This is a genomic window from Desemzia sp. FAM 23989 (genome assembly GCF_045528345.1).
Taxonomy (GTDB): domain Bacteria; phylum Bacillota; class Bacilli; order Lactobacillales; family Carnobacteriaceae; genus Desemzia.
Genome location: NZ_JBGQQT010000001.1, coordinates 56,243 through 82,932 on the forward strand (window position 1 = coordinate 56,243; position 26,690 = coordinate 82,932).

The 26,690-nt window shown below is 37.8% G+C and carries 21 protein-coding genes; 17 read left to right on the forward strand and 4 right to left on the reverse strand.

What is annotated here, in order from left to right; all coding sequences use genetic code 11:
- Positions 1 to 3: 3 nt before the first annotated feature.
- The gene (locus ACEN36_RS00250) at positions 4 to 1,194 is read right to left on the reverse strand and encodes a polysaccharide pyruvyl transferase family protein (protein ID WP_407102241.1); all 1,191 of its coding nucleotides are present in this window, start codon (positions 1,192 to 1,194) and stop codon (positions 4 to 6) included.
- A 300-nt stretch (positions 1,195 to 1,494) separates the two neighbouring features.
- On the opposite strand from ACEN36_RS00250, the gene ACEN36_RS00255 reads away from it, so the two are divergent.
- Entirely contained in the window at positions 1,495 to 2,277 is a 783-nt protein-coding gene (locus ACEN36_RS00255; protein ID WP_407095728.1) for a phosphotransferase family protein, read from the forward strand.
- Between the two features lie 127 nt (positions 2,278 to 2,404).
- On the forward strand, positions 2,405 to 3,046 hold the full coding sequence (gene trmB, locus ACEN36_RS00260) for a tRNA (guanosine(46)-N7)-methyltransferase TrmB (RefSeq protein ID WP_407125741.1): 642 nt from the start codon (positions 2,405 to 2,407) through the stop codon (positions 3,044 to 3,046).
- A 109-nt stretch (positions 3,047 to 3,155) separates the two neighbouring features.
- Here trmB and ACEN36_RS00265 read toward each other — a convergent pair whose 3' ends face one another.
- Positions 3,156 to 3,494 carry a PepSY domain-containing protein gene (locus tag ACEN36_RS00265; RefSeq protein ID WP_407102242.1) on the reverse strand — a complete coding sequence of 113 codons (339 nt, stop codon included), beginning with the start codon at positions 3,492 to 3,494 and terminating at the stop codon, positions 3,156 to 3,158.
- 187 nt (positions 3,495 to 3,681) lie between these two features.
- Here ACEN36_RS00265 and pepA point away from each other — a divergent pair, with 187 nt between their 5' ends.
- The 6 genes from pepA (at position 3,682) to ACEN36_RS00295 (ending at position 10,481) form a co-directional block, all read left to right on the forward strand.
- Positions 3,682 to 4,761, forward strand: a complete 1,080-nt coding sequence (gene pepA / locus ACEN36_RS00270; RefSeq protein WP_407095731.1) for a glutamyl aminopeptidase — start codon at positions 3,682 to 3,684, stop codon at positions 4,759 to 4,761.
- Positions 4,762 to 4,779: 18 nt separating this feature from the next.
- Positions 4,780 to 5,091 carry a thioredoxin family protein gene (locus ACEN36_RS00275; RefSeq protein WP_407095732.1) on the forward strand — a complete coding sequence of 104 codons (312 nt, stop codon included), beginning with the start codon at positions 4,780 to 4,782 and terminating at the stop codon, positions 5,089 to 5,091.
- Positions 5,092 to 5,124: 33 nt separating this feature from the next.
- Entirely contained in the window at positions 5,125 to 5,592 is a 468-nt protein-coding gene (locus ACEN36_RS00280) for a universal stress protein (RefSeq protein ID WP_407095733.1), read from the forward strand.
- 5 nt (positions 5,593 to 5,597) lie between these two features.
- Positions 5,598 to 6,206, forward strand: a complete 609-nt coding sequence (gene ytpR / locus ACEN36_RS00285; RefSeq protein WP_407095785.1) for a YtpR family tRNA-binding protein — start codon at positions 5,598 to 5,600, stop codon at positions 6,204 to 6,206.
- Positions 6,207 to 6,384: 178 nt separating this feature from the next.
- Positions 6,385 to 9,588, forward strand: coding sequence for a DNA translocase FtsK (locus ACEN36_RS00290; RefSeq protein WP_407125742.1), 3,204 nt, complete (start codon positions 6,385 to 6,387; stop codon positions 9,586 to 9,588).
- Between the two features lie 434 nt (positions 9,589 to 10,022).
- Positions 10,023 to 10,481, forward strand: a complete 459-nt coding sequence (locus tag ACEN36_RS00295; protein WP_407095735.1) for a DUF305 domain-containing protein — start codon at positions 10,023 to 10,025, stop codon at positions 10,479 to 10,481.
- Between the two features lie 385 nt (positions 10,482 to 10,866).
- Here ACEN36_RS00295 and ACEN36_RS00300 read toward each other — a convergent pair whose 3' ends face one another.
- The gene (locus tag ACEN36_RS00300) at positions 10,867 to 12,267 is read right to left on the reverse strand and encodes an FAD-binding oxidoreductase (protein WP_407095736.1); all 1,401 of its coding nucleotides are present in this window, start codon (positions 12,265 to 12,267) and stop codon (positions 10,867 to 10,869) included.
- Between the two features lie 138 nt (positions 12,268 to 12,405).
- Positions 12,406 to 13,227: an aldo/keto reductase gene (locus ACEN36_RS00305; RefSeq protein ID WP_407095737.1), complete on the reverse strand. Its 822-nt coding sequence runs from the start codon at positions 13,225 to 13,227 to the stop codon at positions 12,406 to 12,408.
- Between the two features lie 483 nt (positions 13,228 to 13,710).
- Here ACEN36_RS00305 and murC point away from each other — a divergent pair, with 483 nt between their 5' ends.
- The 9 genes from murC to thrS all read left to right on the forward strand — a co-directional run bounded on the left by murC (position 13,711) and on the right by thrS (position 26,556).
- Complete coding sequence (murC, locus tag ACEN36_RS00310) at positions 13,711 to 15,042, forward strand: UDP-N-acetylmuramate--L-alanine ligase (RefSeq protein ID WP_407125743.1); 1,332 nt, start codon at positions 13,711 to 13,713, stop codon at positions 15,040 to 15,042.
- Positions 15,043 to 15,335: 293 nt separating this feature from the next.
- Entirely contained in the window at positions 15,336 to 16,817 is a 1,482-nt protein-coding gene (locus ACEN36_RS00315) for an Msr family ABC-F type ribosomal protection protein (RefSeq protein WP_407095739.1), read from the forward strand.
- Between the two features lie 137 nt (positions 16,818 to 16,954).
- Positions 16,955 to 19,615 (forward strand): DNA polymerase I, encoded by a 2,661-nt coding sequence (gene polA / locus ACEN36_RS00320; protein WP_407125744.1) that lies wholly within the window; start codon positions 16,955 to 16,957, stop codon positions 19,613 to 19,615.
- 25 nt (positions 19,616 to 19,640) lie between these two features.
- A complete protein-coding gene (gene mutM / locus ACEN36_RS00325; RefSeq protein WP_407102250.1) occupies positions 19,641 to 20,519 on the forward strand; it encodes a DNA-formamidopyrimidine glycosylase in 879 nt (292 codons plus the stop codon).
- Positions 20,520 to 20,535: 16 nt separating this feature from the next.
- The gene (gene coaE / locus ACEN36_RS00330; RefSeq protein WP_407102251.1) at positions 20,536 to 21,138 is read left to right on the forward strand and encodes a dephospho-CoA kinase; all 603 of its coding nucleotides are present in this window, start codon (positions 20,536 to 20,538) and stop codon (positions 21,136 to 21,138) included.
- 215 nt (positions 21,139 to 21,353) lie between these two features.
- Positions 21,354 to 21,821, forward strand: a complete 468-nt coding sequence (gene nrdR / locus ACEN36_RS00335; protein ID WP_407095743.1) for a transcriptional regulator NrdR — start codon at positions 21,354 to 21,356, stop codon at positions 21,819 to 21,821.
- Between the two features lie 24 nt (positions 21,822 to 21,845).
- Positions 21,846 to 23,297: a replication initiation and membrane attachment family protein gene (locus tag ACEN36_RS00340; RefSeq protein WP_407102252.1), complete on the forward strand. Its 1,452-nt coding sequence runs from the start codon at positions 21,846 to 21,848 to the stop codon at positions 23,295 to 23,297.
- A 2-nt stretch (positions 23,298 to 23,299) separates the two neighbouring features.
- Positions 23,300 to 24,238 carry a primosomal protein DnaI gene (gene dnaI / locus ACEN36_RS00345; RefSeq protein WP_407095745.1) on the forward strand — a complete coding sequence of 313 codons (939 nt, stop codon included), beginning with the start codon at positions 23,300 to 23,302 and terminating at the stop codon, positions 24,236 to 24,238.
- 368 nt (positions 24,239 to 24,606) lie between these two features.
- The gene (thrS, locus tag ACEN36_RS00350; RefSeq protein WP_407125745.1) at positions 24,607 to 26,556 is read left to right on the forward strand and encodes a threonine--tRNA ligase; all 1,950 of its coding nucleotides are present in this window, start codon (positions 24,607 to 24,609) and stop codon (positions 26,554 to 26,556) included.
- Positions 26,557 to 26,690 lie beyond the last annotated feature (134 nt).

The window sequence follows — 26,690 nt, forward strand, 5'->3', positions numbered from 1 at the left end:
AGATCACAACTCTAAGCTGCCTAAGGGTGTTTCTTCTTGTTCAAGTAAATCGTCGGTTAGAGCTGGAGCAACAGTGTTTACTAAAAGAGAATGACACTCGTTCTTTTGGGAGTCAATCAACTCTTTATTGTAACCAATTTGTTCAGCTTCAAATAATTTTTCTAAAACTTCTTTAAAATGAGAACCATATTGGAACACTCTGTCTGGCTGTTGAATATTTTCAAAAAAGAAATCTACTTTACTATCCCAAGTTATCGCAATGGTAGGGATATCCAAAGAGACAGCAATAATGTGACTGTGCAGACGGAAAGAAATGATACTGCGGTAGCTGGCTATGGTTTGAACTAACTCTATCGGCTTCAATGGACGCTTGGCGATAGCCGATTCATCATAGCCGCATAATTGGGCTATTTTAAGTGCTAACTCATAATCGTCAAAACTGCCATTGCAAAATAATTCCCAGCGTATATCCCTATCATTCAATGACGTAATGATATTTGAATACATTTTGATGACTTTGTCGTCTTTCTTACGGCTTTGGCTGATAACTCCTAGACCAATTACATTGCTTCCGCTTTTTTGGATATCAAAAGCTTCAGAGGCCCACAGAGCACAATCATGAGATTGAGCAGCTTGCAGATGAGTAGGAAGTAATCTCTCATTCATTTGATTCAAGTGATCCCGAGCACTGATAGAATCAATATTTTGATGATTCAGAGCATGTTGCAGCTGTTTTTGCAATAATACGCTGTTGACGCGCCCCATGCCGCATGCATTAAAAATGGTCGGTGTATCGTGTTTTGCTAAATACTTCATATGCCGATGGATAGGCAGACTAAAATAATCCATAAATAATTGACCACCTGCAAATACTGCTAAATCATAGGGTTGGTCGCTGATTTCTTTGGTTTTTTTCGATCTTTTCCAGCGTCCATGAATATATAAGGCGTAAAGAAAAGTATTTCTGTTCAACACTCTATGGGCCCATTTAGAGATGAGGTATTTGCTTCGACCAATGAGCTTATTTTGTCCGTTGTATTCATTCATAAAATCTGATCGCCCGGATAAGTCAGAACGCACTAACTTTGAACTGGAAAAAGCTTCTTTGATCAGGAATTCAACAGATTGGCAAATGACTCCGTCACCTAAATTTTCTGAGAAATGCTCACCAATAACGAGGACTCTTTTCTTCATTTCTCATCATCCTTTCGGTCACTCAATAAGGGTGCTTAATTTAAAAAAAGAAGTATGAATTAATGATACAATAACAAAAGATAAACATTTTTGCACCTCATAAGTTTATTGCATAAAATGACTGAAAACTATTACATCGTTAGAAGTTCTGTATTTTTGAATTTGTTGCTTGACTGATGGTAGTTTTGTATCTAAAATAGATAACGAAGAGTAGGATGGATGTCTGAGCTGATATCTGTCTTTTTTTGTCCAAAGGGTAAATAATTTGCTTTTTAATTTATAGCAAGGAATGATTTTGGTATGGACTTAGAATATAATTCTGGATGGAAGTTGCATCCAATCGGTGGTGACACTGGACAAGCTTATATGGGAACTAAGGCTGAGGAAAAGCTTTTTTTAAAGCGGAATTCTTCACCTTTTTTGGCTGCACTTTCTGTTGAAGGAATCACTCCAAGATTGATTTGGACGAAACGAATTGGTAATGGAGATGTTTTAACAGCCCAAGAGTGGTTGAATGGACGTACCTTGAAAAAAGATGAAATGTCATCTTTAGACGTGGCGCATTTGCTAAGTCGTATTCATAATTCTGAAAACTTAAGAAGAATGCTGACAAGAGTTGGAGGACAAGAAGTTAGACCAACTGATCTACTGAGTGATTACCAAACCGATCTTCCGTTAGATTTAAAAAAACATTCATTTTTAAGAGATGTATTTCATCAATTGTTAGATACCATGCCAGCAGTAGAATCCTCTAGCTTAAGAGTCTGTCACGGTGATGTGTATCGTAAAAACTGGTTATTATCAGATGAAAACCGACTGTACTTAGTGGACTGGGACTCTGCAATGCTGTGCGATCCAGCCAGAGATTTAGGCGTTTTGCTGTGCCAATACATTGAAAAAGATGATTGGAAATCCTGGTTATCTCATTATGGGATAGAGCTGACAGAAGAACTGACCGAAAAAATGGTATGGTATGCAGCAATGAATTATCTGATTCAAATTAAACAACACCATAAAAAAGCTCGATTCTATAAAATGAATCAAGACATTATTCGATTACAAGAGTTGGTTACGATCAACTGACTATATCTATTATTTGTTTTAGAACTTATATTGAAATCAATCATCGATCAGGGAGCCAAGACAATATGTCCTGCTCCCTTTTCCTTGAATTAAAAATGGAAGAACTGATAGAAGAGGAGAAAATGATATGCGTTTGAGAAATAAGCCAGAAGCACCTGAAAAAATTGCCGGCTATCCACAATTTATTCCTGAAAATCCAGAAGAATTGAAAGGGAACTGGTCATCACGTTTTGACAACAACCATCCTATCCATATTGAAGTAGGAACAGGAAAAGGCCGTTTTATTTATGAGATGGCTAAATTACATCCAGAAATCAATTACATCGGAATTGAACTTCAAGTGAGTGTGATTGTAACAGCATTGGACAAATTAATCGAAGCTGAATTGCCGAATCTTCAATTGCTTCATGTAAACGGTGGAGAGCTTACTCAATATTTTGAAGCAAATGAGATCGATCGAGTTTACTTGAATTTTTCAGATCCGTGGCCAAAGAATAAACACGAAAAAAGACGTTTGACCTATAAAACATTCCTTGCTGGTTATGAAGAAATTTTGGTGCCAAATGGAGAGATACACTTCAAAACAGACAACCAAGGCTTATTTGAATATTCATTAGCCAGTTTTTCACAGTATGGCATGATCCTAAAACAAGTCTGGTTGGATTTGCACAACAGCAGCTTTGAAGGCAATGTAATGACTGAATACGAAGAGAAATTCTCCAATAAAGGAAACCGTATCTACAGAGTAGAAGCCCAATTCAGAGCTTAAAAAATTGCTCAAAAATGAAACAACCCAATTTTATACAAATTTCCTAGCTTAAAGTGAAAAAAATCAGCAGCAGAATATATTCTGCTGCTGATTTTTTAGTTCATTCTGATCAAAGACGATAAATATCTAAAATAGTACCTGTATAAGCATCGGCTAGAAATTCGTATTGCACTAAATCATTTTCTTCTATACGAGAAATACCGCCATAGTAAACTTTCGTTTTTAAAGCGAATTTTTGCATAGGAACTTTTGTGAGTTCGATCCACGAACCTTCAATAGGGCCTTCTTCTAAAAAAGCTTTTTTCACTCGTTTCAGAATTTTATCGCCATTCAAGGGTTTATTTTTTTTCACATAATTATTTAAGCAATACCCGCCGACTACTCCTGCGCCAAATAAAACACCGCCACATATGCTCAGAGTGGTTGTAAGGTTATTTTTACATGTCATACTCATACCTCCTGACTCTATTTTTCTACACATACAGTATAGCTTATTTCGAGTGAAAAAAGAAATTAGAGAGTTCTACCTTAAAATTAAAGGGAATATCAGTTATAATTAAATGGAAAGAGAAATCCCAACACATGAAAGGGGGAAGCGGCACAGTTTCTATTAGTAGATAATGTGACTGCACAGAATGGAACAAACTACATTTGATTTAATTAAGAAAATGACCGAGCTGCAAGGGACCAGTGGATTTGAACACCGCGTTCGTAAAGAACTGCGCAAAGAAATCACTCCTTATGTAGATGAGATCAAGCAAGACGGTTTAGGGGGGATTTTTGGAATCCGCAAAAGCAAAACCGAGGACGCTCCCAGAATTATGGTTGCAGCCCATATGGACGAAGTGGGTTTTATGATTGCCAATATTACTAAAGAAGGGTTATTCAGAGTTGTTCCTCTAGGCGGCTGGAATCCTTATGTTGTTTCAGCGCAACGATTTACTTTGCAAACAGCTAAAGGAGATTATCCTTGTGTATCTTCTTCTGTACCACCTCACTTACTAAGAGGTACAAATGGAAAAGGAAGCGCACCAGATGTAGCAGATATTTTATTTGATGCTGGATTTGATTCGAAAGAAGAAGCCGAATCTTATGGTGTTCGCCCGGGAGATGCTATTGTACCGTTTGCTGAAACCGTCAAAATGGCGAATGGGAAGAAAATTCTTTCTAAAGCTTGGGATAATCGTTATGGAACGACAGTGGTCATTGAGTTGTTAAAAGAATTAGCTGGAGAAGAATTACCGAATACGTTGATCGCTGGAGCAAATGTTCAAGAAGAAGTTGGTTTGCGTGGGACTAAAGGTGCGGTGCATATGTTAAAACCGGATCTATTCTTCGCTGTCGATTGTTCTGCAGCAGATGATTTAACAGGCGATAAAACTAAATTTGGTCATCTGGGAGAAGGCTTCTTACTACGCTTGCAAGATCCTGGTATGATCACGCTAAAAGGAATGCGTGAATTTTTATTGGATACGGCTGAAACACATAATATCCCATATCAATATTTTATTTCTAAAGGCGGTACAGATGCTGGAGCAGCCCAAGTGATGAATAATGGCGTTCCAAGTGCAGTTATCGGAGTATGTGCGCGCTACATCCATACGCATCAAACGGTGTTCCATATGGACGATTATGCAGCAGCAAAAGAGATGTTGATGCATATCGTTCGTACATTAGACCGTAGCACACTGGAAACGATTTTGAAAAATAACTAAGCGAAAAGAGCGAAGTAAATGAAAGTATTAACCACAATGGAAGAATTTAAAACGTTAACTGCGGAAGGCAAAACAATCTTTTTCTTTACTGCCGATTGGTGTGGAGATTGTTCTTTCATCAAACCAGTGATGCCCGAAATTGTTGAGCATCATCCTGAAATAACATTTGTCGAAGTCGATCGCGATCAATTTATCGATTTATGCGGTGAATTGTCTATTTTCGGTATTCCAAGTTTTGTAGCTTTCGAAAAAGGCGAAGAAATTGGTCGATTCGTGAATAAAGACCGTAAGACTCAAGAAGAGGTCGAAAAATTTATTTCCACACTTTAGATGTTAGATAGAAACTAATTTGGAGGGATTATCATGGCAAAAGATATTCAAGAATACAAAAGAATTATGGTCGCAGTGGACGGAAGTGCTTCAGCCGAGTATGCATACAAGAAAGCCGTTAAAATTGCTGTACGAAATCATAGTGATTTGGTGATTGCTCATGTCGTAGATACCCGAACATACAGTATGGGAATGCCTGCTTTATATACAGAAGGAATCATTACAGAATCGGATGACATGAAAGACCAACTGGCTGGTTATAAATCAGAAGCAGAAGCCCACGGTGTAACAAATGTTACTATTGAAATGGCTAAAGGACACCCAAGAACGTTATTAGCCGAGGATATTCCGAAGCGCTATGAAGTAGATTTGATCATCGTAGGTCAAACAGGTCTTAATGCAGTGGAACGTTGGATGATTGGTAGTGTGAGTGAACACATTTTGCGTACAGCACCATGTGATGTTTTAATTGTCAAAAATGAATTGGAAAATGAGGAATAAGAATGATTGTAAGTAGTTATAATAAGAATGGTGTTGGCGATACATTGATCGTCATGCTGAAAAACAGCGAAAAAGTAGAACAAAGCTTTGAAAGAAAAGATAACGTTGCTCGTATCTTTAACGAATCAACAAATGAAACAGTAGGATACAACTTTTTTGACGTTTCTGAAATCGTAAAAATTGCTGGTAATGGTCAAGTCGTTTTATCTGCTGAAGAAATTGATTCATTGAATCAAGCTTTATCAGCTGCTGGATTTGAAGATGCGTTAGAAGCGGATAGCCGACCTAAATTTGTTGTAGGGTATGTAAAAGAATGTGTTCCGCATCCTGACTCGGACCACTTGAATATCACTCAAACAGAAATCGACAACGGTGAAGTTGTGCAAATTGTCTGCGGTGCATCTAACATTGCTCAAGGACAAAAAGTAGTTGTTGCCAAAGTTGGTGCAATGATGCCCAATGGAATGGTCATTTGGGATGGAGAATTAAGAGGAGAACCTAGTCACGGAATGATTTGTTCGGCACGTGAATTGGAGCTTAAAAATGCTCCAAACGAAAAAGGTATCCTAGTATTGCCAGAAACGGCTGTTATAGGAGAAGTGTTTAAAGGCTAGAGACCTGTCGCTTCTAATCAAGAAAGAAGCTGCCTCAACATGAGACAGCTTCTTTTTTGTCTAAATAACGGAAATTATAAATGGTTTCATTTGATACATCTTCCAGGGAACGCTACTATCGGATATGGATTTGTGATAAAATGGCTTAGGTACCAATAAGAGGGGAGGAGACCAAATTATGGCCAAATACCAAGGTCCTGTCTTTCATAGACAACTTCAATCAGAGAGAAAAAAGCAAACAGCATCTCCTCATGAAGTCAAAATAAAACCAACACAATCCGATAAAAACGATGTCCCATTTTATAAACAACATGAAACTAAACAGTCAGAGGAACCACTGTTGTCCTCAAAAGGATTAAAGCATAAAGTAACGTCTTATCAAGAAGACCGCAGTTCAACTCCATTTAAAGTAAAACAAGTGCCGTCTCCTTTTTATGGTTATAAAGAAAGAAGAGAAGAGAAAAAAGAAAGCGTCAATTATGCTTTTATTTATGAGAACTTATCCAAACAACCAGCAGATTTTTTATTATTTGATGAGTATTTATCTGAATTAGGCGAAGAACAAGTCTTGAAGTCAGAAGATAGAACGGAAGAAACAGAGTTTTTGGAAGTGCTGGAACAACAGGAAAATCAGCAGCAAATAGATCACACCCCACAAAAAGTGATTGTTGAAACCGATAATCTTCCTGTTTTAGAGGATTTACATGAACCTATGAGTTCAAGTCAAAAAGAAACTGAAAAAGACTTAAATCAAGAGGTGAATGAAACTTCGAACATCCATGATGAAACAGCCCAAGAGACTGATTATCTGGTTCAAGAAAGGCTACCTGCAATCATTCTTCCGGAAGAAAGTGTTGGTTCTGCTGAAGTACTTGATGAAGCAGATGTTGACTCAATCGTGAAAGAAACTAAGAAACGCGGATTATCTCGTTCTCTAGCAGGTATGATTCGTGACGAACAAGACGAACGGTTAAACAAAGGAAGAAACATCGCGCGTTACTTTGGAGAAACAGAAGATGAACCTGCAGCACAAGCGGCCACCATTTCAGAGCTTTTGGCTAGAGCTAAGCAAGGTAAACAAGTAGAGGAACTAGAATCACTTTTCGAAGACGAACAGCCTTATATAGAGGCGACTACTGTTGAAGAAAATGAACTGATTTCAAAAGAGCCGTTCATAGTTGAAGCAGATTATACTGAAATAGAAGAATTGGCAGCAGAAGAAGCATCTCCATCAGCAGAATTATCGGAACTTGCAGATAGAACTCAACAAGAAGAGTCTTTAGATGAACCGGAAGAAATCATTGAAGCTGGTCCTCTTGTGGTGGAAGACACTGATTCAAATCATGAGACTCCAGTGACGGAAGAAAAGAATACCGTAGAAGAGCCTGTGGATAGTGAAGAAAAAATTCAAGAACAGGATGCTGCATTCGAAGAATTTTCGTCTCAGCCAGCAACCATTACGGAACTTTTGGCTAGGGCTATGCAAGGAGAAGAACAGTCAAATGAACTGGAAAAACTTTTAGAAGACACGGCTCCTAGACTGAAAAATGCGGTTCTCGTAGAGGAGGAGGCTGCTTCAGAAGCAGGTCAAGCAGCTAATATAGAAGTGATAGATGTCCATCCAACATTGATGAGTGATGTACTGGAAAATACTCCACCAGAGAAACAGGTTATTGATGAAGAATCTTTCATAAAAAGTGAAAAACCAGCTCTAAAAGACCCTATTTTAGAGGATGGGATGGCTTTGGATGAACAGATGGAACCTGAAACTATCTCTTTTGAAGAGGTCATTGAAGAAACAGGTGAATTCCCCGAGGAACCGGCAGAAACCGACATGTGGATTGATGATGAAGAAACTTCGGAAGAAATTCACGTAGAAGCAGTCAGTGAAATCAACGACACTCAAGAAGAAGAGGATTCTGAAGGATGGAAACCAGATGAGAGTTACAGTGCCGAAAAACAAGTATTGCATTACCAATATCCCTCTTTAGACCTTTTACAAGAACCTGTTACTTTTGAGCCTAATGCCATAGACGATTGGGTATTGGAACAAGCGGAAATTTTAAACGAGACACTAGAGGCATTTAATGTTGAAGCCCAAGTTGTCGGTTGGACGATTGGTCCTGCTATCACTCAATTTGAATTGCAATTGGGTCGAGGTGTCAAGGTAAATAAAATCACAAATCTATCTGATGACTTGAAATTGTCTTTAGCCGCTAAAGACATTCGAATCGAAGCACCTATACCAGGGAAAAGTACAGTTGGTGTAGAAATTCCGAACAAAAAATCTCGTCCTGTCATGATTGCAGAAGTAATCGGAAGCCAAACGTTCAAAAATAGCGAATCTCCGTTAACGATCGCAATGGGTGTGAATTTATCAGGTGAAGCAGTTGTCACAACACTGGATAAAATGCCTCATGGATTGATTGCTGGAGCTACTGGTTCAGGAAAAAGTGTATTTATCAATTCACTTTTAGTGAGTTTGTTGTACAAGGCCACTCCGAATGAAGTGAAATTAATATTAATTGACCCTAAAGCAGTAGAATTAGCTCCATATAATGATTTGCCGCATCTATTATCCCCAGTCATTTCAGAACCGAAAGCAGCTAATGAAGCTTTAAAATGGGCTGTAAATGAAATGGAAGAACGATACCAAAAATTAGCTGCCGGTGGAGTGCGAAATATTGACCACTTCAATAAAAAGGTAGCAGCCGGTGGCGATTTCGCCTTGAAAATACCTTATATTGTCATTATTATTGATGAGTTGGCTGATTTGATGATGGTTGCCAGCAATGAGGTCCAAGATTCTATTGCACGGATCACGCAAAAAGCACGAGCTGCTGGAATCCATTTGATAGTCGCTACCCAACGTCCTAGTGTGGATGTGGTAACAGGTACGATCAAAAACAATATTCCAACCAGAGTGGCATTTATGGTTTCCAGTCAAGTGGACTCACGTACCATTATCGATACAGGTGGAGCTGAAAAGCTTCTTGGAAGAGGAGACATGTTATTCCAAGGAAATGGAGTCAACCAGCCAACGCGAATTCAAGGGACCTATGTAGAAGAAGAAATAGAGGATATTGTTGATTTTATCAAAGAACAACAAGAACCAAACTATTTGTTCCAATCTGAATCTCTTCTAGCTAAAGCTGAAGCTTTGGAAGGGAAAGATGACTTATTTGACGAAGTACTGCCATTCATTATTGATGAAGGCACTGTTTCTGCCTCCTCATTGCAGCGCAAATTTAGAATTGGTTTCAACCGCGCGTCTAACTTGATCGATACATTGGAAAGTGAAAATTTGATTTCAGAAAATAAAGGTTCAAAACCCAGAGATGTCTTTTTAACACGCAGCGATTACGAAGAAAAGTTTTTATAATAGAAAAAGAGATTTTCTGATTGTATAGAAGATCTCTTTTTGATTTTGTTTGATAAGATTTATAGGATACATTAGACAGGAAAATTTTTTGTTTTTTATTTGGAACCTGAAATCATTTTGTGTTCCTAGGGGCATAGTGCTCATCAACTTATTTTATTGAAGTCTTTCAATAAGCTCTTTTTGATTCCGCAAAAATATTTAGGTCTATTTGGGTTACTCATAGAGGCATAGGTTGAGTGGTATGCATCATCAATTATCTTATTTTGCAATAAATTTCAGTTCATTTATAACTTGAGATTTGTGTCGCTTATTGATTGAAAAGAAAATTAAAGCTGATTATTTTACAAACAATAAATATAAATGTTAGTATATCGTATACGTTATTCGGACAATTACATAAACTTTGTTAGACATTTTTTATGGAGGGATTAAGTATGAAGAGTTATATTCGTTTTGGATTAATGATATTGACTTCGACAGTGTTCATGTACTTTTTGATGTTTTTTAATATCTTTGAGTTGGACCATTTTACTTTTAGTGAGACTCGTGTGTACATGGCTATAATGATGGGATCTGTAATGGCTGTAATTATGTTGTTGTTTATGTGGAATATGTATAAGAAAAAGAAATTAAATTACATTATATTAGGGATTTCTATTGTTACTTTCGGTCTTTCTTTCTGGCTAGTGAGAAGTCAAAGTACAGTAGACGATACTTCATGGATGAGAGCAATGATACCTCATCATTCGATTGCTATTTTAACCAGTGAACGGGCAAATATTTCAGATCCTCGTGCTCAACAATTAAGAGATGAAATTATTGAAACCCAAGAAAAAGAAATTGCAGAAATGAAGAAACTGATTGAAGATATTGAAGAAAACGGAGAAGAATAAAAAACAATATAGTTACAAAAAATTGGTTTAATCTAATTACTTATGTGTTAGAAAAGATAAAATCTGTTGATTTCTTTATAGCGAAATCAACAGATTTTATTTGCACAGCACTATTTATTATTTCATTCAAGTCCATTATCGAGAATGGAGCTAAAAAATTATTCCTAACTAAAGGATTTGAGAAATCACATAGTTCTTCTAACTAAAGACAAAAAATTACCAGCATTAGAGTTAAACGAAAAACAAGAGCACTAAATAAAAACTAGCACAAAAGACATGACCTAACGTATGGACTTGGTCATGCCTTTTCGTTTTCTTTTATATCAGCAAGCCTGCTTAATATCTTAAGATAGATGAAAGAATAACTGTTTTTAAAAATAAAAAATTAAAATACTTTTGTGGGGTTTAATCGATTATCAGGATCAAAGACAGCTTTGACTTTGCGCATCATATCAATGTTGATGTTGGCTGTCAGAGCAGCAAAATATTCTTTTTTTATGACTCCAATACCGTGTTCTGCGGAAGGTAATCCACCTAGTTCGCCAATTTTTGCATATAGTTTATGCAAAACCTCGTCTCGTTTGGTTTCCCATTCTGCTTGATCTTGAACTTCGCCTCGAGCCACACAAGTGTGAAGATTTCCATCTCCAGCATGACCAAAACTGATCATACTCAAGCCGCTTTCTGCTTCCAATTCTTTTGTGTATTGGTACAAAGTGGCCAGCTGATTGATCGGAACAACTTCGTCCAGTGTTACTTGTTCGGTATAATTCACAACTGCAGTCAGTAGTGTGTCTCGTAAGAACCAGGCTGTCTTTTCAGCAGCAGGATCTGTCAATGGCAATAGTTCTACTAAATGGTGTTGTTTAACAGTTTCTTCAAGCAAGACCATACGGCGTTCAATTGACTCGCTGCTGTCGCCATCTAAAGTCAGCAATAAAAAGGCTTGTCCGTTTTGAACAGGGAAGGGCAAGTTGTTTTCTTTTTCACTGATCGCGATTCCGTCTTTTTCGAAAAACTCCAATGCAGTAGGATCAACGCCATGTTTTAAAATGTCCAACACAGCCTTAGTTGCATCTTGTAAAGTTGAAAAAGCGACGATAGCTGACAAGCTGGCTTTTGGAACGGGAATTACTTTCAGCTTGATCAGAGTAGTAATACCAAGTGTTCCTTCAGAACCAATAAAGAGGTCTTTTAAATCATAGCCCGAACTGCTTTTGATATTCAATGAACCCAAAGTCATTTCTTCACCAGAAGCTAAAACCACGTCTAGTTCTCTGACATAATCACGCGTAACACCGTATTTAACTGCACGCATTCCACCGGCGTTTGTGGCTACATTACCGCCAATAGAAGAATGTTTTGAACCTGGATCTGGTGGATAAAAGAAGCCTTTTTTCTCGATGAATTCTTGGATCTCGCCTAGTAAAACACCAGGTTCAACTGTTAACGTCATCGTTTCTTCATCCAAGCCGATGATCTTATTCATCAAATGAACATCAATGATCAGTTCACCTTTAACAGGTGCAGTAGCTCCAGACAAGCCAGTACCAGCACCGCGAGCAATGATCGGGATGTCGACATGATTAGCAAATTTGACCAATTGAATAACTTCTGATTTTGTCACTGGTAAAGCGACCGCATAAATAGCCCCTGTTTCTCCAGCGTATTCATCATAGATATAATCTTCGGGGATTGCTTCGCCCACAAAAAGACGATCAGTATCTGAAATGATTTTTGTTAGTTCGTTTAATTCATTTTCTGGTATAGAATGTAGTTTATTCAATGATTAAATCTCCTTTTAAATCCATATACACGATTTGAAAACCGTTGCATTTACTTTAGCACTCAGCCTTTGATCTGACAACTATTTTTCTAAACAAAAAAGCAACGGAAAAAATTTCCATTGCTTAGATGCCGCAGTTTAGTTGCGAACGTCTTTGACGGTATCCAATAAAGCTACATCTTCAGCAGATAATTCAAAGTCTATTTGCGTATTTTCAATAATACGTCCTTCATGAGTGGATTTTGGTAAAGGCAATGTATTCTTTTCTAAACAATAACGTAAGCAGACTTGAGCAGGTGTTACGTCATATTTTTTGGCCATTTCAGTAATTTCTTTACCGTTTAACAATTCTCCAGTTGCAAGAGGAGAGTATGCTTCCACAACAATATTGTGTTCATGGCAAAACTCAACCAATTCTTTTTGCGCTTGGTAACGACCGATGTAGAAAGGAATTTGATTGACCATTGGAACGATATCGCATTGATCAATAATCGCCCGAATGTCGGATATTTCAAAATTGGAAACACCGATGGCTTTGATTTTTCCGTCACTGTACAATTTTTCCATAGCTTTCCAAGATTGTATATTTCCTTCAGTACAATCTTTTCCTTTTTCTTCCCAAGGCCATGGAGCGTGGATCAAATACAGGTCTAGATAATCTACCCCTAATTCAGCGATCGTTTTTTCAAACTCTTCTATAGTAGAATCGTAGCCTTTGATACTGGCACGCAATTTGCTGGTAATAAATACTTCTTCACGTTCTAAACCAAAATCTTTGATCGCTTTTCCTACATTTTCTTCGTTTTGATAGGCTGCAGCAGTATCGATGTGACGGTAGCCATTTTGTAAGGCAATCTTGACTGGTTTGTAAACCTCATCATTAGGAATCTGCCAAGTACCAAAACCAATATGCGGAATTTCTACACCATTGTGAAAAATAAACGTGTTCTTTTGAGCCATTTATGAATCCTCCTCTGGATAATTAGTTAACACACTTACTTTACCGCAATGAAATGGTTTTCGCTACTATTTTACTCATAAGTTAGGAGACAACACGATTCAGTTGTGTACCAGTAGAATTAGTGCAGTAAATATAAAATTTCATTATCCTACTCTATTTTAATAGTAAAAAAGAAGGGGGTTGTTCAATGAAAAGCCTTATTTATGTTAAAGATCTGTCATGAAGGCGGTTTATTATTATGAAGTCTTTACAACAATAAGTTTTTTGACATTTTTGAGTTTCCGTCTAAATTAAATCGTGGTATACTGAATCCGTTCTGAGCATGTAAACAAGCTGGAGCTCTATTGAGACTAAAATTAACTTTGAGATAGAAAAAGTTGATTTATTTTTTGTTGAAAAAAAACATTGAATCTAAAAAACGGCGTTGGGTTAAGGCGTGTAGACTCGTGACGCTTGAATGACTATATGGAGGAAATAAAAATATGAATGAAGAATTAGTTTATCACTTTGTAGGGATTAAAGGTTCTGGAATGAGTGCTTTAGCATTGATCATGCATGATAAAGGCTTTAAGGTACAAGGTTCTGACATAGAAAAATATTTCTTTACCCAAAAAAGTCTTGAAGAAGCTCATATTCCAATGATGACTTTTAATAAAGACAACATAAAAAAAGGGCAAATTATTATTGCAGGGAATGCTTTTCCAGATACGCATGACGAAATTGTAGCGGCAAATGAACTTGGACTTGAAGTGGTTCGTTACCATAAATTCCTTGGTGCTTTGATCAATAATTATACCAGTATTGCGATTACAGGTTCACATGGAAAAACCAGTACAACAGGTCTTTTGGCACATGTTATGGGGAATATTGAAGATACCAGCTATTTAATTGGAGATGGAACCGGTCATGGAGTTCCTGACGCAGATTTCTTTGTATTGGAAGCTTGTGAATATCGCCGTCATTTCTTGGCGTACGAGCCGGATTATGCCATCATCACAAATGTAGATTTTGATCATCCCGATTACTTTACCAGCGTAGAAGATGTTTTTGATGCTTTCCAAACGATGGCTCATCAAGTAAAAAAAGCGATCGTTGCGTGCGGAGACGATGAACAATTGCAACAACTTCAAGCCAATGTACCTATTTTGTATTATGGATTTGAAGAAAATAATGATTTCCAAGCTAAAAATCTAACGCGTTCTACAACAGGTTCTGAATTTGATATGTATATGAGAGAGGAATATTTTGGACATTTTGAAATTCCTACATTTGGTAAACACAATGTCTTGAACGCTTTATCTGTCATTGCGATATGCCAATATGAAAACATTGATATTGAAAAAGTGAAAGAAAACTTAATGACATTTAAAGGTGTCAAACGTCGTTTTACGGAAAAGAAAATGGAAGATATGACGATCATTGATGATTATGCTCATCATCCTTCAGAAATCCGTGCCACAGTGGATGCTGCTCGTCAGAAATACCCAAACAAAGAAATCATTGCGGTTTTCCAACCTCATACCTTTACACGTACAGTAGCGTTATTGAGTGAATTTGCTGATTCCCTAAATCTAGCAGATAGTGTCTACTTGTGTGATATTTTTGGTTCAGCCAGAGAAGAGCAAGGCTCTGTAAAAATCGATGATTTAGCGGCTAAAATTGACGGTGGAGCTCCGATTTTAACGGAAGACAATGTTTCTCCATTATTGAACCACCACGATGCAGTTGTGATCTTTATGGGTGCTGGTGATGTTCAAAAATTTGAAAAAGCTTATGAAACGTTATTAAGCCAAACTTCATTGAGTAATCAATAAGCTGTTTAATACAGTAGAAAAATGTGGTACAATGAGAGAACTAAAAACGGAATGGAGGATTTGAAAATGACAGCATCAATGAGATTGCGCACTAACTTTTTAAATCGTTAATTAAATAACTATTTAAAAGGTCCTGTTATATTGACAGATATTAGGGAGCAGTCTACCCATTTTCAAATCCTTAAAAAACTATTGAGATAAATGTCGAAAAAAGAGATAGGGGGATCTATCTCTTTTTTGCGTACCTAAAAACTGTTGATTTGCATGGACTATAATAAAGGAGTGCAAATATAATGGAAGAATTATCTATTGAGCTAAAAAATATGGAAGTCAGTTTTCAAAACAAAGAGGTCTTATGGATTGAACAGCTCACAGCTTATCAAAATGAGCGTATTGGAGTGGTAGGTAAAAATGGACAAGGAAAAAGCACCTTATTGAATGTGATAAGTGGAGAGTTGCAACCAAATTCCGGAACGATTAATCGTCAGGTAGTATTTAATTATTTTCATCAGGTGGAAGAGATGGATGAAACAAAACAAGCTGCAGAGTTGGATTCTCACATTATGGGGCGACTCAAAGTGCCGAATAATGCCATCGAAACATTGAGTGGAGGAGAAGAGACCAAATTTAGACTGGCTCAGACACTGTCTCTATATCAAATGGGGTTATTGTTGGATGAACCAACAACCCATTTGGATCGAGAAAGCGTCCAATTTTTAATTGAAGAACTAAGATATTATTATGGAACATTGATTGTAGTAAGCCATGATCGTTATTTTCTAGATCAGTTAGTAACCAAAATATGGGAGGTAGACAAGGGGACTGTTCAAGAATATGCAGGGAATTATTCAGCTTATGTGCGACAGAAAGAACAAGAAAAAAGCGAACAGCAAAGAGAGTTTGAAAAAGTATCGAAAGAAAAAAAACGCTTGGAACAAGCAGTAGAACAAAAAAAGCAACAAGCTCAAAAAATAAGTCAAGTCAATGAAAAACAAAAGAAACGTGCGATTCGTCCCGATCGATTGTCTTCCTCCAAACAAAAAGATACTGTTCAAAAGAATGTTCAAAAAACAGCTAAAGCGATGGAAAAACGAATTGAACAACTGGGAAAGGTTGAAGCTTTTCAAGAAACGAAAGAAATTCGATTTCCTGCTAGCGAAGAATTAGCGATACACAACCGATTCCCAATTAGAGGCAGTGATATCGATTTATACGGAGGAAATAAGCTGCTTTTGAAAAAAGCAAACTTTCAATTTCCTCTTGGAAAACGAATCGCTATTATTGGAGAAAACGGAAGTGGAAAATCGACTTTATTAAAATCTATTTTATCAGATGGAGAAGGCGTCACTCTTTCTCCGAAAGTAGTTTTCGGCACGTATCGACAAATGGCGTACAAGTTAACTGATTCCTCTTCACTACTGGATTATTTGATGAAACAAACTGATTTTTCAGAAAAAATTGTGCGTTCTGTATTGAATAATCTAGGTTTTTCACAAATGGAAATTAGGAAACCACTCAAATCGTTAAGTGGTGGAGAAGCCACACGGATTTCCATGGCCTTGCTGTTTATTAAACCGTCTAATGTATTGATATTGGATGAACCAACTAACTTTATTGACATCCAAACGATCAAATCTTTAGAAAAGTTTATGAGAGGTTATCCAGGTACAGTTATTTTTACTTCTCATGATCAATATTTTGTGGATCAAGCAGCTGACCAAGTTTGGGAAATAAAAAATCAGGAGTTTTCTTTAATTAAAGGAGACCCTGTATAAAATTGCTCGATGTTGTTTTGAAAAGAGGCTTCTTCGATTCTCGCTATCTACTTGCTTTTTTGTTAGAATAGTAAAGAGAAAACTTTGTTAGCTTGGAGCTGAAAACCAGCTAAATAATGGTTATGAGGAGACATAAAATGACTAAAAAAAAGAAATTAGTGCTGATCGATGGAAGTAGCGTAGCTTTTCGTGCTTTCTTTGGCTTACACGCTCAATTGGAAAAATTTAAAAATCATTATGGCCTGCACACCAATGCTTTATATGGATTCCATAATATGATTCAAAGTGTGCTGAAAGCAGAAGACCCCACTCATATTTTAGTGGCTTTTGATGCAGGAAATACGACTTTTAGAACAGAATATTTTCCGGAGTACAAGGCTGGACGTTCTAAAACGCCTGGTGAATTTACAGAGCAAATGCCTTATTTGCGTGATTTGTTAAAAGGATTTGGGATTGCGCATTATGAGTTGGTGAACTATGAGGCTGATGATATTATAGGAACCTTATCTGTCAAAGTGGATCCGGAAGAATTTGATGTAGTGGTCATTTCTGGTGACCGTGATTTGACTCAGTTGGCTAAAGAAAATGTTCGTGTAGATATTACAAAAAAAGGTGTTTCTGATCTCAAACCGTATACAGTTGAATCGATCAAAGAAGAAATGGGGATTTCCCCTTTACAAATTATCGACATGAAAGGGTTAGCAGGGGACAGTTCCGATAATATTCCAGGTGTTACCAAGATTGGCGATAAAACAGCGTTGAAGTTATTGCAAGAATATGGTTCGGTTGAAGGTGTCTATGCAAATATCGGTGCTATGAAGCAAAGCAAACGCAAGGAAAACTTGATCAATGAAAAAGATATTGCGCTGATGAGTAAACGCTTGGCTACTATCGATACCGATTCACCTCTTGAAATTACGATAGACGATTTAGAGTATCATGGAGCAGATTTGAAGAAATTAACGGAATTCTATAAAGAGATGGATTTCAAATCTCATTTAAGCAATCTGGATACTACAGAATTAGATGCTGAAAAAGAAGCCAATCGTACAGAGATTACGTATGAAGTCGTGACAGAAGTTACCGAAGACATGTTTGAAAAAGACATGGCTCTCTATGTACAAATGTTGAACGACAACTACCACACAGCGGAGATCGTAGGCATCAGTTGGGGAAATGCAGAACGGATCTATGTAGGAGAAGCAGATACTATTTTAACCTCTCCAGTATTCAAAAAATGGGCAGAAGATGAGTCTCTTTCAAAAGCTGCGTTTGATGCTAAACAAGTCTATGTGGCTTTGGATCGTTACGGCATTAAGTTATCTGCTATTCAATATGATGTATTGTTAGAAGCTTATTTGCTGGATGTGAAAGACAACTCCAATGATTTAGCAGCCATTGCAGAAGAGTACGATTACCATGATGTTGCTGGAGACGAAAGTGTCTATGGAAAAGGAGCTAAAATCAAAGTTCCTGAAGATATTTCTGTTATGCACACGCACTTGGCTCGAAAGGTAAAAGCTATTGCTACTTTGGGACCTGCCTTGATGGAAAAATTGGTTGCCAACGATCAAAAAGAGTTGTTTTCAGATATCGAGTTGCCATTAGCGATCATTCTTGCTGATATGGAAATCCAAGGAATCACCGTAAATGGTAAACGATTGGAAGAAATGAGAGATGAATTTGCGATTCAGTTAAAAGAAATCGAACAAAAAATCTACGCAGAAGCTGGTGAAGAGTTCAATATTAATTCACCGAAACAATTAGGCGTTATTTTATTTGAAAAAATGGGTTATCCAGTAATCAAAAAGACCAAAACAGGCTATTCAACAGCTGTAGGGGTTCTAGAACAATTGCAGGATCAAGCTCCAATCGTGGAATTTATTTTAAACTACCGGCAAATTGCGAAGATCCAATCTACTTATGTAGAAGGATTATTAAAAGTTGTGCGTCCGGATACTGGTAAAGTGCATACGCGCTATATGCAAACTATTGCTCGTACAGGTCGCTTGAGTTCGGTTGATCCTAACTTGCAAAACATTCCGATTCGTCTGGAAGAAGGTCGTAAAATACGCCAAGCGTTTGTACCTAGAAAAGCTGGTTGGAAGATTTTTGCCTCAGATTACTCACAAATCGAATTGCGTGTATTGGCTCACATCTCCAATGATGAACATATGAAAGAAGCTTTCATAGAAGAGCAGGATATTCATTCCAGTACTGCTATGCGTGTATTTGGTATTGATAAACCAGAAGACGTGACAGCTAACATTCGCCGACGTGCGAAAGCTGTTAACTTTGGAATCGTCTATGGTATCAGTGATTATGGATTGTCTCAAAACTTAGGAATTACACGTAAAGAAGCACAGCAATTTATTGATACGTACTTCGAAAAATATCCTGGTATTGAAGCTTATATGGAAGATGTCGTCAGAGAAGCAAAAGAAAAGGGCTTTGTGGAGACGTTGTTCAATCGTCGCCGTTATTTGGCAGACATTAATTCACGCAACTTTAACTTGCGTTCATTTGCCGAGAGAACAGCTATTAATACGCCTATTCAAGGTAGTGCTGCAGATATTCTGAAAGTAGCGATGATTAAAATTGCTCAAGCGTTAAAAGAATCTGATCTGAAAGCGACGATGTTATTGCAAGTGCATGATGAGTTGATTTTTGAAGCACCAGAAGAAGAAATCCCGGCTTTGCAGAAAATGGTGGAAGATGTAATGGAGCATGCCGTCGATTTGAGCGTGCCGTTGAAAGTAGACAGCAACTTCGGCCAAAGCTGGTACGAAGCGAAGTAAAGTGTTGGAATGGAGGAAATAAAGTTTGCCGGAATTACCAGAAGTTGAAACTGTCCGCAAAGGTCTTGAGGCGACAGTAAATCAGGTGACGATTCAAAATGTCTCTGTGTATTGGGATAGGATTATTGCGGGAGCGATATCGAGTGCAGCTTTTAAAGAATTATTATTGGGGGAAACCTTGCGGAAATTTAGGCGCAGAGGAAAATTTTTGTTGCTGGATTTTGATCACTATACCTTGATTTCACATTTGCGCATGGAAGGGAAATATGAAGTGGTTCCTTCTGAAGATGAATTAAAAAAACATACACATGTCGTTTTTCATCTGACAGACGGCAGAGATATTCGGTACTTGGACGTTCGTAAGTTTGGACGGATGGAACTGGTCTCTCTGGGAGAGGAAGAAACGGTTGCTGGAATTCAGCGATTGGGGCCCGAGCCTTTTACAGAGGTGTTTTTGCTAGAACCGTTTCAATCTAAGTTAAGCCGCGTTAAAAAAGCCATAAAACCAGCATTGTTGGATCAAGGATTGGTAACGGGATTAGGAAATATTTATGTAGATGAAGCTTTATTTAAAGCTAAGATACACCCCATAAGACCCGGCAATTCTTTGAAGCCGGCAGAAGTTAAAAAGCTGCATCAAGCCATTATCCAAGTGTTGGGGAATGCCATCAAAGCGGGAGGAACTACGATACGATCTTACCTTAACGCATTAGGGGAAGCCGGGCAATTTCAACAAAAACTAACCGTTTATGGACGTACAGGACAACCGTGTATCAATTGTGGAAGACCGATTCAAAAAATGAAAGTTGCTCAACGGGGCACGCATTACTGTGCACACTGTCAAAAATGGACTGAAAAAAATGTCTTGCCTGTAGTATCGGATGAAGTCAAGAGCGAGAGCTAAGGATGGGGGGACTCAAATGTCTTTTGTTTTAGGTCTGACCGGCAGTATTGCTACTGGAAAGTCAACTGTAAGCAATGTTTTTAAACAAGCTGGCGTACCTGTAGTAGATGCTGATGTCGGTGCCCGCGAAGTAGTAAAGCCAGGAACAGAAGGGTTAAAACGGATAGAAGCTGCATTTGGGAAAGAGGTCGTAATGACCAGCGGGAATTTAGACCGCAAAGCATTGGGAAAAATTGTCTTTCAAAACAAAGCGGAATTAAAAAAATTAAATCATATACTGGGTGATTTGATAGCTGTCTGGATTCAGACTGAAAAAGAAAAGTACATTGATCAAGGAGCTCCACTAATAGTGTTGGATATTCCTTTACTATTTGAGAGTGGATATGATCAGGATGTAGAAAAAGTAATGGTGGTAGCCACTACACCCAGTATACAATTGGAGAGGCTGATGCAGCGAGATCAAATTGATGTCAAAGCTGCTCAACAAAAGATAGCTGCTCAACAATCCATTACTGAAAAAATCATGAAAGCCGATTTTGTGATCGATAACAACGGCTCCAAAGAAAACACTCAACACCAAGTGTTGTATTGGCTTGATAAGCAAGATCTTCGTAAATAACCTGGATGCAACAACACGCTAACGAAATCATCAGAATTTATCTGATTTCGTTAGCTTTTTTCAGTTCTTGTAAAAAGGGTTTGGAAAAGGAAAACCTGTTCTGATAAGGAATAAGCTGTTTTTTAGAATTCCTATCTGTGTTATAATAGGCTATATAACAAAGTACAATAGGATGATTATACAAAAAAATACTTTTAAAAAAAGGATGATGAACAGTGCAATGCCCTCGCTGTCAACACAATGGAACTAGGGTCATCGACAGCCGTCCAGCAGATGAAGGACGAGCTATTCGTCGTAGAAGAGAATGCGAATCGTGTCGATACCGTTTTACAACATTTGAAAGAATTGAACGTGTTCCACTATTAGTAGTGAAAAAGAATGGCGATCGCGAAGAATTTAACCGTGAAAAGATCCTTAGGGGTGTAATCCGGTCCTGTGAGAAGAGACCTGTTCCGATGGATCAAATGGAAAAAATTGTGAATGAAATTGAAAATGATATCCGTAGTTTAGGAGAAAATGAAGTGTCTTCAACGGTTATTGGAGAACACGTGATGGAAAAATTAGCAGAGGTCGATGATGTAGCGTATATTCGCTTTGCTAGTGTGTACCGTCAGTTTAAAGACATTGGAGTTTTTATGGAAGAAATGAAAGAATTGGAACGGAAGAAAACCGAAAAGAAATAAGTGATACGAAAGGAGTAGCCAAGTATGTCGTATCCTTGGAAAAACCTGAGTCCTAAAGATGGATTTATGGTCAAACAGAGTGCATTGCTTTCGGATATCGACCAACAGATTCTGACCTTTTTGTATCAACCTTTAATTGGTTCTGCAGCCTACAGTTTATATATGACGTTGTGGACAGAAACAGAGAAAGATACATTTTGGAGTGAAGGGATTCTTCACGCAGAATTGTTGTCGTTATTGAATCTCGGAATGCCAGAAGTGTATCAAGCCAGAATTCGACTGGAAGCTATCGGCTTATTGAAAACTTTTGTCCAAACCGAGCCCGAAAAGCTGTATGTCTATGAACTCCAAAAACCTCAAACGAGTAAAGCTTTTTTTGAAGAAGATTTATTTAGTTTATTGTTATTGGAGCGAGTGGGTGAACGAAAATTCAAGCAATTGCGCAATCGATTTTCAGTCCAGCCCATAAATAAAGATCAATATGCTGAAATTACGAAGTCTTTTTTGGATGTCTATCATATGAATACAGATCAGTTGAAACAACATGAGACCTTATTCAAATCCTCTCGTTCACTGATTGGGGATGCAGCGGAATCTGCAGTCACTTTGAATGCTGACACATTTGATTGGAACTTCTTTTACAATGGATTAAATCAGCACTATGTAAATCGTTCGGCGATTACAGCGGATATTCGTGAAACGATTCTGACGTTGCACCATATGTATGCTATTAATGAATTGTCGATGCAGCATTATATTTTGGAAGCATCAGATATGGATACAGGCGTTATTGATGCACGCAAATTGAAGAAAAATATTGTTGATGATTTCCACCGCGAAAATAAAGAGAAAATACAGTTGCAGGATGTTGTGCAACAAGAACTAGAAGTCACTACGGCCACTCAATCACAAAGGGAACAAGATTTGAAACACCAAGGTTTTTCAGACTCTGATATTCTAGTGATCGAAGCCAGCAAGCAGTATTCTCCGGCTGAATTTATGAACGATATCAAAGAACAGAAAAATGGGTACATCTCTAAACCAGAAGAATGGACATTGGAAGACATTGTAAAAAAATCTCATTTATCGAATCCGGTGATCAATATCTTGATCCATTACATTTTGGTCGTCCAAGGAAAAGTCGTTTTTGAAAAGGGACTGGCTTATACGATATCGAATGATTGGGCTCAAAATGAGATCAAAACACCAGAAGCTGCTTTGAAGAAAGTACGTGACCTGTACCAAGAAAACGCAGAGAAATACCAAAAGAATCAAGACCGGAAGCAAAATACTTCGGCTGCGCGGTCAAATAATAACTATTCACGGAATAAAAACGTTGTTCGCAAAGAGAAGCTGCCAGATTGGGCAAAAGAAGGGTACCAAACACCTAAAGAAACTTCGATTAGTCCAGAAGCGGAAAAACAACTTCAAGAAAGACTGGCACGTATTCAGAATATGCAAAAAGAAGGTGAGTAATCATGGATGATGTAGGAAAAAGCCTGACAAAAATCATCAAAGAGAGAAAATGGAACGAAGAGTTCAACAACTTGATGCAAGACGTTATGAATGATACAGATGTCGTACAGTTTATCCAAGAGCACAATGAGGAACTGGATCGAGCAGCTATCGAAAAAAGCGCAGCTAAATTGTACGAATTTGTCAATGAAAAGAAAAAATACCAGAATAATAAAGACAATCAATTGGCTCCTGGATATCAACCCAAATTGATTATGAATCACCACTATATTGATGTGACTTATGTGCCAACATCTGAATTAGTGGCAAAACAAAGGGAGAAAAGTATTAAGAATTTGATTCATTCGATGGATATGCCAAAAGGTATTCGTGAAGCAACACTCAAGGAGTTTCAAACTACGAATGAACGACTTCAAGCAAAGATAGAAGCTTTTGATTTTGTGGAAGCATATCTGAATGAACCGAAGAAGTTTCACCGAGGGCTATATTTACAAGGTTCATTCGGTGTAGGAAAGACCTATTTACTTGGTGCGATTGCCCATGAACTAGCAAAAAGCGGCTATTCATCTACCTTAATGCATTTCCCTTCTTTTGCGGTAGAAATGAAACAATCCATAGGTCAAAATACGACAGGTGAAAAAATCGAAGCCGTTAAGCGGGCGCCTATCTTAATGTTGGATGATATCGGAGCAGACTCCATGTCCAGCTGGATTCGAGATGATGTTTTAGGGGTTATTTTGCAATATCGAATGCAAGAACAGCTGCCGACTTTCTTTTCTTCCAATCTTGATATGAAACAGTTGGAAGAACATTTGACGTTCACTCAACGTGGGGAAGATGAGCCGTTGAAAGCTCAGCGAATTATGGAACGTATCCGTTTCTTAGCGAAAGAAATTACCATGCAAGGTGTCAATAGACGCCAACAACAATATGAAGAATAAAATGTTGAAAAAACTTGCACCAAAACGATAAACGTGTTTTAATAGTTATGATATAAAAATCTTTGAGAAAGACACCAATAGAAGCGGCACGTTTTAAAGAGAGGGAAAGATTGCTGAGAATTTCCTAAAATGGACTTGTATTGACCACTTTCGAGAGCAGATGCGAACGCATAAATAATGAGTGAGTAGCATCTTGCCGTTTAGCTAACGTTATAGAGCCCAGAGAGCACAGATTAGTTGTGTGCTGAACTTGGGTGGAACCACGTAATTTGACGTCCCATTTATGATCCTTTTTCGATCATAAATGGGGCTTTTTGTTTTTTTTGATATTTTTAATGTACTTAAATTTATTTATTGGAGGAATTATCATGTCAGACAGTATTAAAGTAACATTCCCTGATGGAGCAGTAAAAGAGTTTGAATCAGGTGTAACAACAGAAGAAATCGCGGCAAGTATCAGCAAGAGTCTTTCTAAAAAAGGCTTAGCTGGGAAATTCAATGGGGAGTTAGTAGACTACAAACGTCCTTTGGAAGTAAATGGAAATATTGAGATCGTGACACCAGATCACGAAGATGCATTACAAATTTTGCGTCACTCAACAGCTCATTTGATGGCAAACGCATTGCGTCGCTTATACCCAGATATTAAATTTGGTGTGGGTCCAGCTATTTCTACAGGTTTTTATTATGATACAGATACGGAACAAGCCATCACAGAAGAAGATTTGCCAAAAATCGAAGCTGAAATGATGAAAATCGTGAAAGAAAACAACCCAATCGTGCGCAAACAAGTTTCACGCGAAGAAGCTTTGGACTTGTTTAAAGATGATCCTTATAAAGTAGAATTGATTACAGCACTTCCTGAAGATGATGTGATTACAGTTTATGACCAAGGCGATTTTGTTGACTTGTGTCGCGGAGTTCATGTTCCTTCAACTGGTCGTATTCAAGTCTTTAAATTATTGTCACTTGCGGGAGCCTATTGGAGAGGAAACTCTGATAATAAAATGATGCAACGGATTTACGGAACAGCATTCATTGATAAAAAAGATTTGAAAGAATTTTTACAAATGCGCGAAGAAGCGAAACAACGTGACCACCGTAAATTAGGGAAAGAATTAGACTTGTTTATGATTTCCCCAGAAGTTGGATCAGGACTTCCTTTCTGGTTGCCAAAAGGTGCGACCATCCGTCGTACGATTGAACGCTACATCACTGACCGTGAGATCAGCTTAGGCTATCAACACGTTTACACACCTATTATGGCTGATGTGAATTTGTACAAAACTTCAGGGCACTGGGATCACTACCATGAAGACATGTTCCCGCCAATGGACATGGGTGATGGAGAAATGCTTGTCTTGCGTCCAATGAACTGTCCACACCACATGATGGTATACAAAAATGATATTCATAGTTACCGTGAGTTACCGATCCGTATTGCTGAACTTGGTCAAATGCACCGCTATGAAAAGAGTGGAGCTTTATCAGGATTGCAACGTGTACGTGAAATGACATTGAATGATGGACATACATTTGTACGTCCTGATCAAATCCAAGACGAATTCAAACGCACTTTAGAATTGATGTTGGCTGTATATGATGACTTTGAGATCACTGATTTCCGTTTCCGGTTAAGTTACCGTGATCCTAATAATACAGATAAATATTTTGATGATGATGAGATGTGGAACAGAGCTCAAACAATGCTTAAAGCCGCTATGGATGATATGGAACTGGATTACTTCGAAGCAGAAGGAGAAGCAGCATTTTACGGTCCTAAATTAGATGTTTTAGTAAAAACAGCTATCGGAATCGAAGAAACTCTTTCAACGATCCAATTAGACTTCTTGCTTCCAGAACGTTTTGACTTAACTTATGTTGGGGAAGATGGCGAAAATAACCACCGTCCAGTTGTTATCCACCGTGGAATCGTATCTACAATGGAACGTTTTGTTGCTTACTTGATTGAAGAATACAAAGGAGCTTTTCCGACATGGTTAGCGCCAGTACAAGCAACAATTATTCCTGTAAACTTAGACTTGCATACAGGATATGCTTCTGAAATCAAAGAACGTATGCAACAATTAGGCATGAGAGTAGAGTTGGATGATCGCAACGAAAAAATGGGTTACAAGATCCGTGCGTCACAAACACAAAAAATCCCTTACCAAATCGTTGTAGGAGATAATGAAGTAAAAGACGAATCTGTAACTATTCGCAGATACGGAAATAAAGAAACTCATGTTCAAAGTCTGGAAGCTTTCTTACAAATGGTAAATGATGAAATCAAAACATTTGGGAAACATACAAAATAAGTTATATAGATAGAAAATGGAAAAAGAAGTTCTTGGAGTTTTTTCAAGAACTTCTTTTTCCATTTTTCGATTCTACAACATTTGACGTTGGTAAGTAAAAACTACTGTCTTTTTAAATAGAATCTTTTAGAAAC

Coding starts and splice junctions, on each gene's coding strand:
- pepA (WP_407095731.1), top strand. CDS start 3,682: ATGGAACAAACTACATTTGATTTAATTAAGAAAATGACCGAGCTGCAA.
- ACEN36_RS00340 (WP_407102252.1), top strand. CDS start 21,846: ATGTCGTATCCTTGGAAAAACCTGAGTCCTAAAGATGGATTTATGGTC.
- ACEN36_RS00275 (WP_407095732.1), top strand. CDS start 4,780: ATGAAAGTATTAACCACAATGGAAGAATTTAAAACGTTAACTGCGGAA.
- ACEN36_RS00255 (WP_407095728.1), top strand. CDS start 1,495: ATGGACTTAGAATATAATTCTGGATGGAAGTTGCATCCAATCGGTGGT.
- ACEN36_RS00265 (WP_407102242.1), bottom strand. CDS start 3,494: ATGACATGTAAAAATAACCTTACAACCACTCTGAGCATATGTGGCGGT.
- ACEN36_RS00290 (WP_407125742.1), top strand. CDS start 6,385: ATGGCCAAATACCAAGGTCCTGTCTTTCATAGACAACTTCAATCAGAG.
- ACEN36_RS00295 (WP_407095735.1), top strand. CDS start 10,023: ATGAAGAGTTATATTCGTTTTGGATTAATGATATTGACTTCGACAGTG.
- polA (WP_407125744.1), top strand. CDS start 16,955: ATGACTAAAAAAAAGAAATTAGTGCTGATCGATGGAAGTAGCGTAGCT.
- ACEN36_RS00250 (WP_407102241.1), bottom strand. CDS start 1,194: ATGAAGAAAAGAGTCCTCGTTATTGGTGAGCATTTCTCAGAAAATTTA.
- ACEN36_RS00305 (WP_407095737.1), bottom strand. CDS start 13,227: ATGGCTCAAAAGAACACGTTTATTTTTCACAATGGTGTAGAAATTCCG.
- murC (WP_407125743.1), top strand. CDS start 13,711: ATGAATGAAGAATTAGTTTATCACTTTGTAGGGATTAAAGGTTCTGGA.
- dnaI (WP_407095745.1), top strand. CDS start 23,300: ATGGATGATGTAGGAAAAAGCCTGACAAAAATCATCAAAGAGAGAAAA.
- ACEN36_RS00280 (WP_407095733.1), top strand. CDS start 5,125: ATGGCAAAAGATATTCAAGAATACAAAAGAATTATGGTCGCAGTGGAC.
- coaE (WP_407102251.1), top strand. CDS start 20,536: ATGTCTTTTGTTTTAGGTCTGACCGGCAGTATTGCTACTGGAAAGTCA.
- trmB (WP_407125741.1), top strand. CDS start 2,405: ATGCGTTTGAGAAATAAGCCAGAAGCACCTGAAAAAATTGCCGGCTAT.
- thrS (WP_407125745.1), top strand. CDS start 24,607: ATGTCAGACAGTATTAAAGTAACATTCCCTGATGGAGCAGTAAAAGAG.
- ACEN36_RS00315 (WP_407095739.1), top strand. CDS start 15,336: ATGGAAGAATTATCTATTGAGCTAAAAAATATGGAAGTCAGTTTTCAA.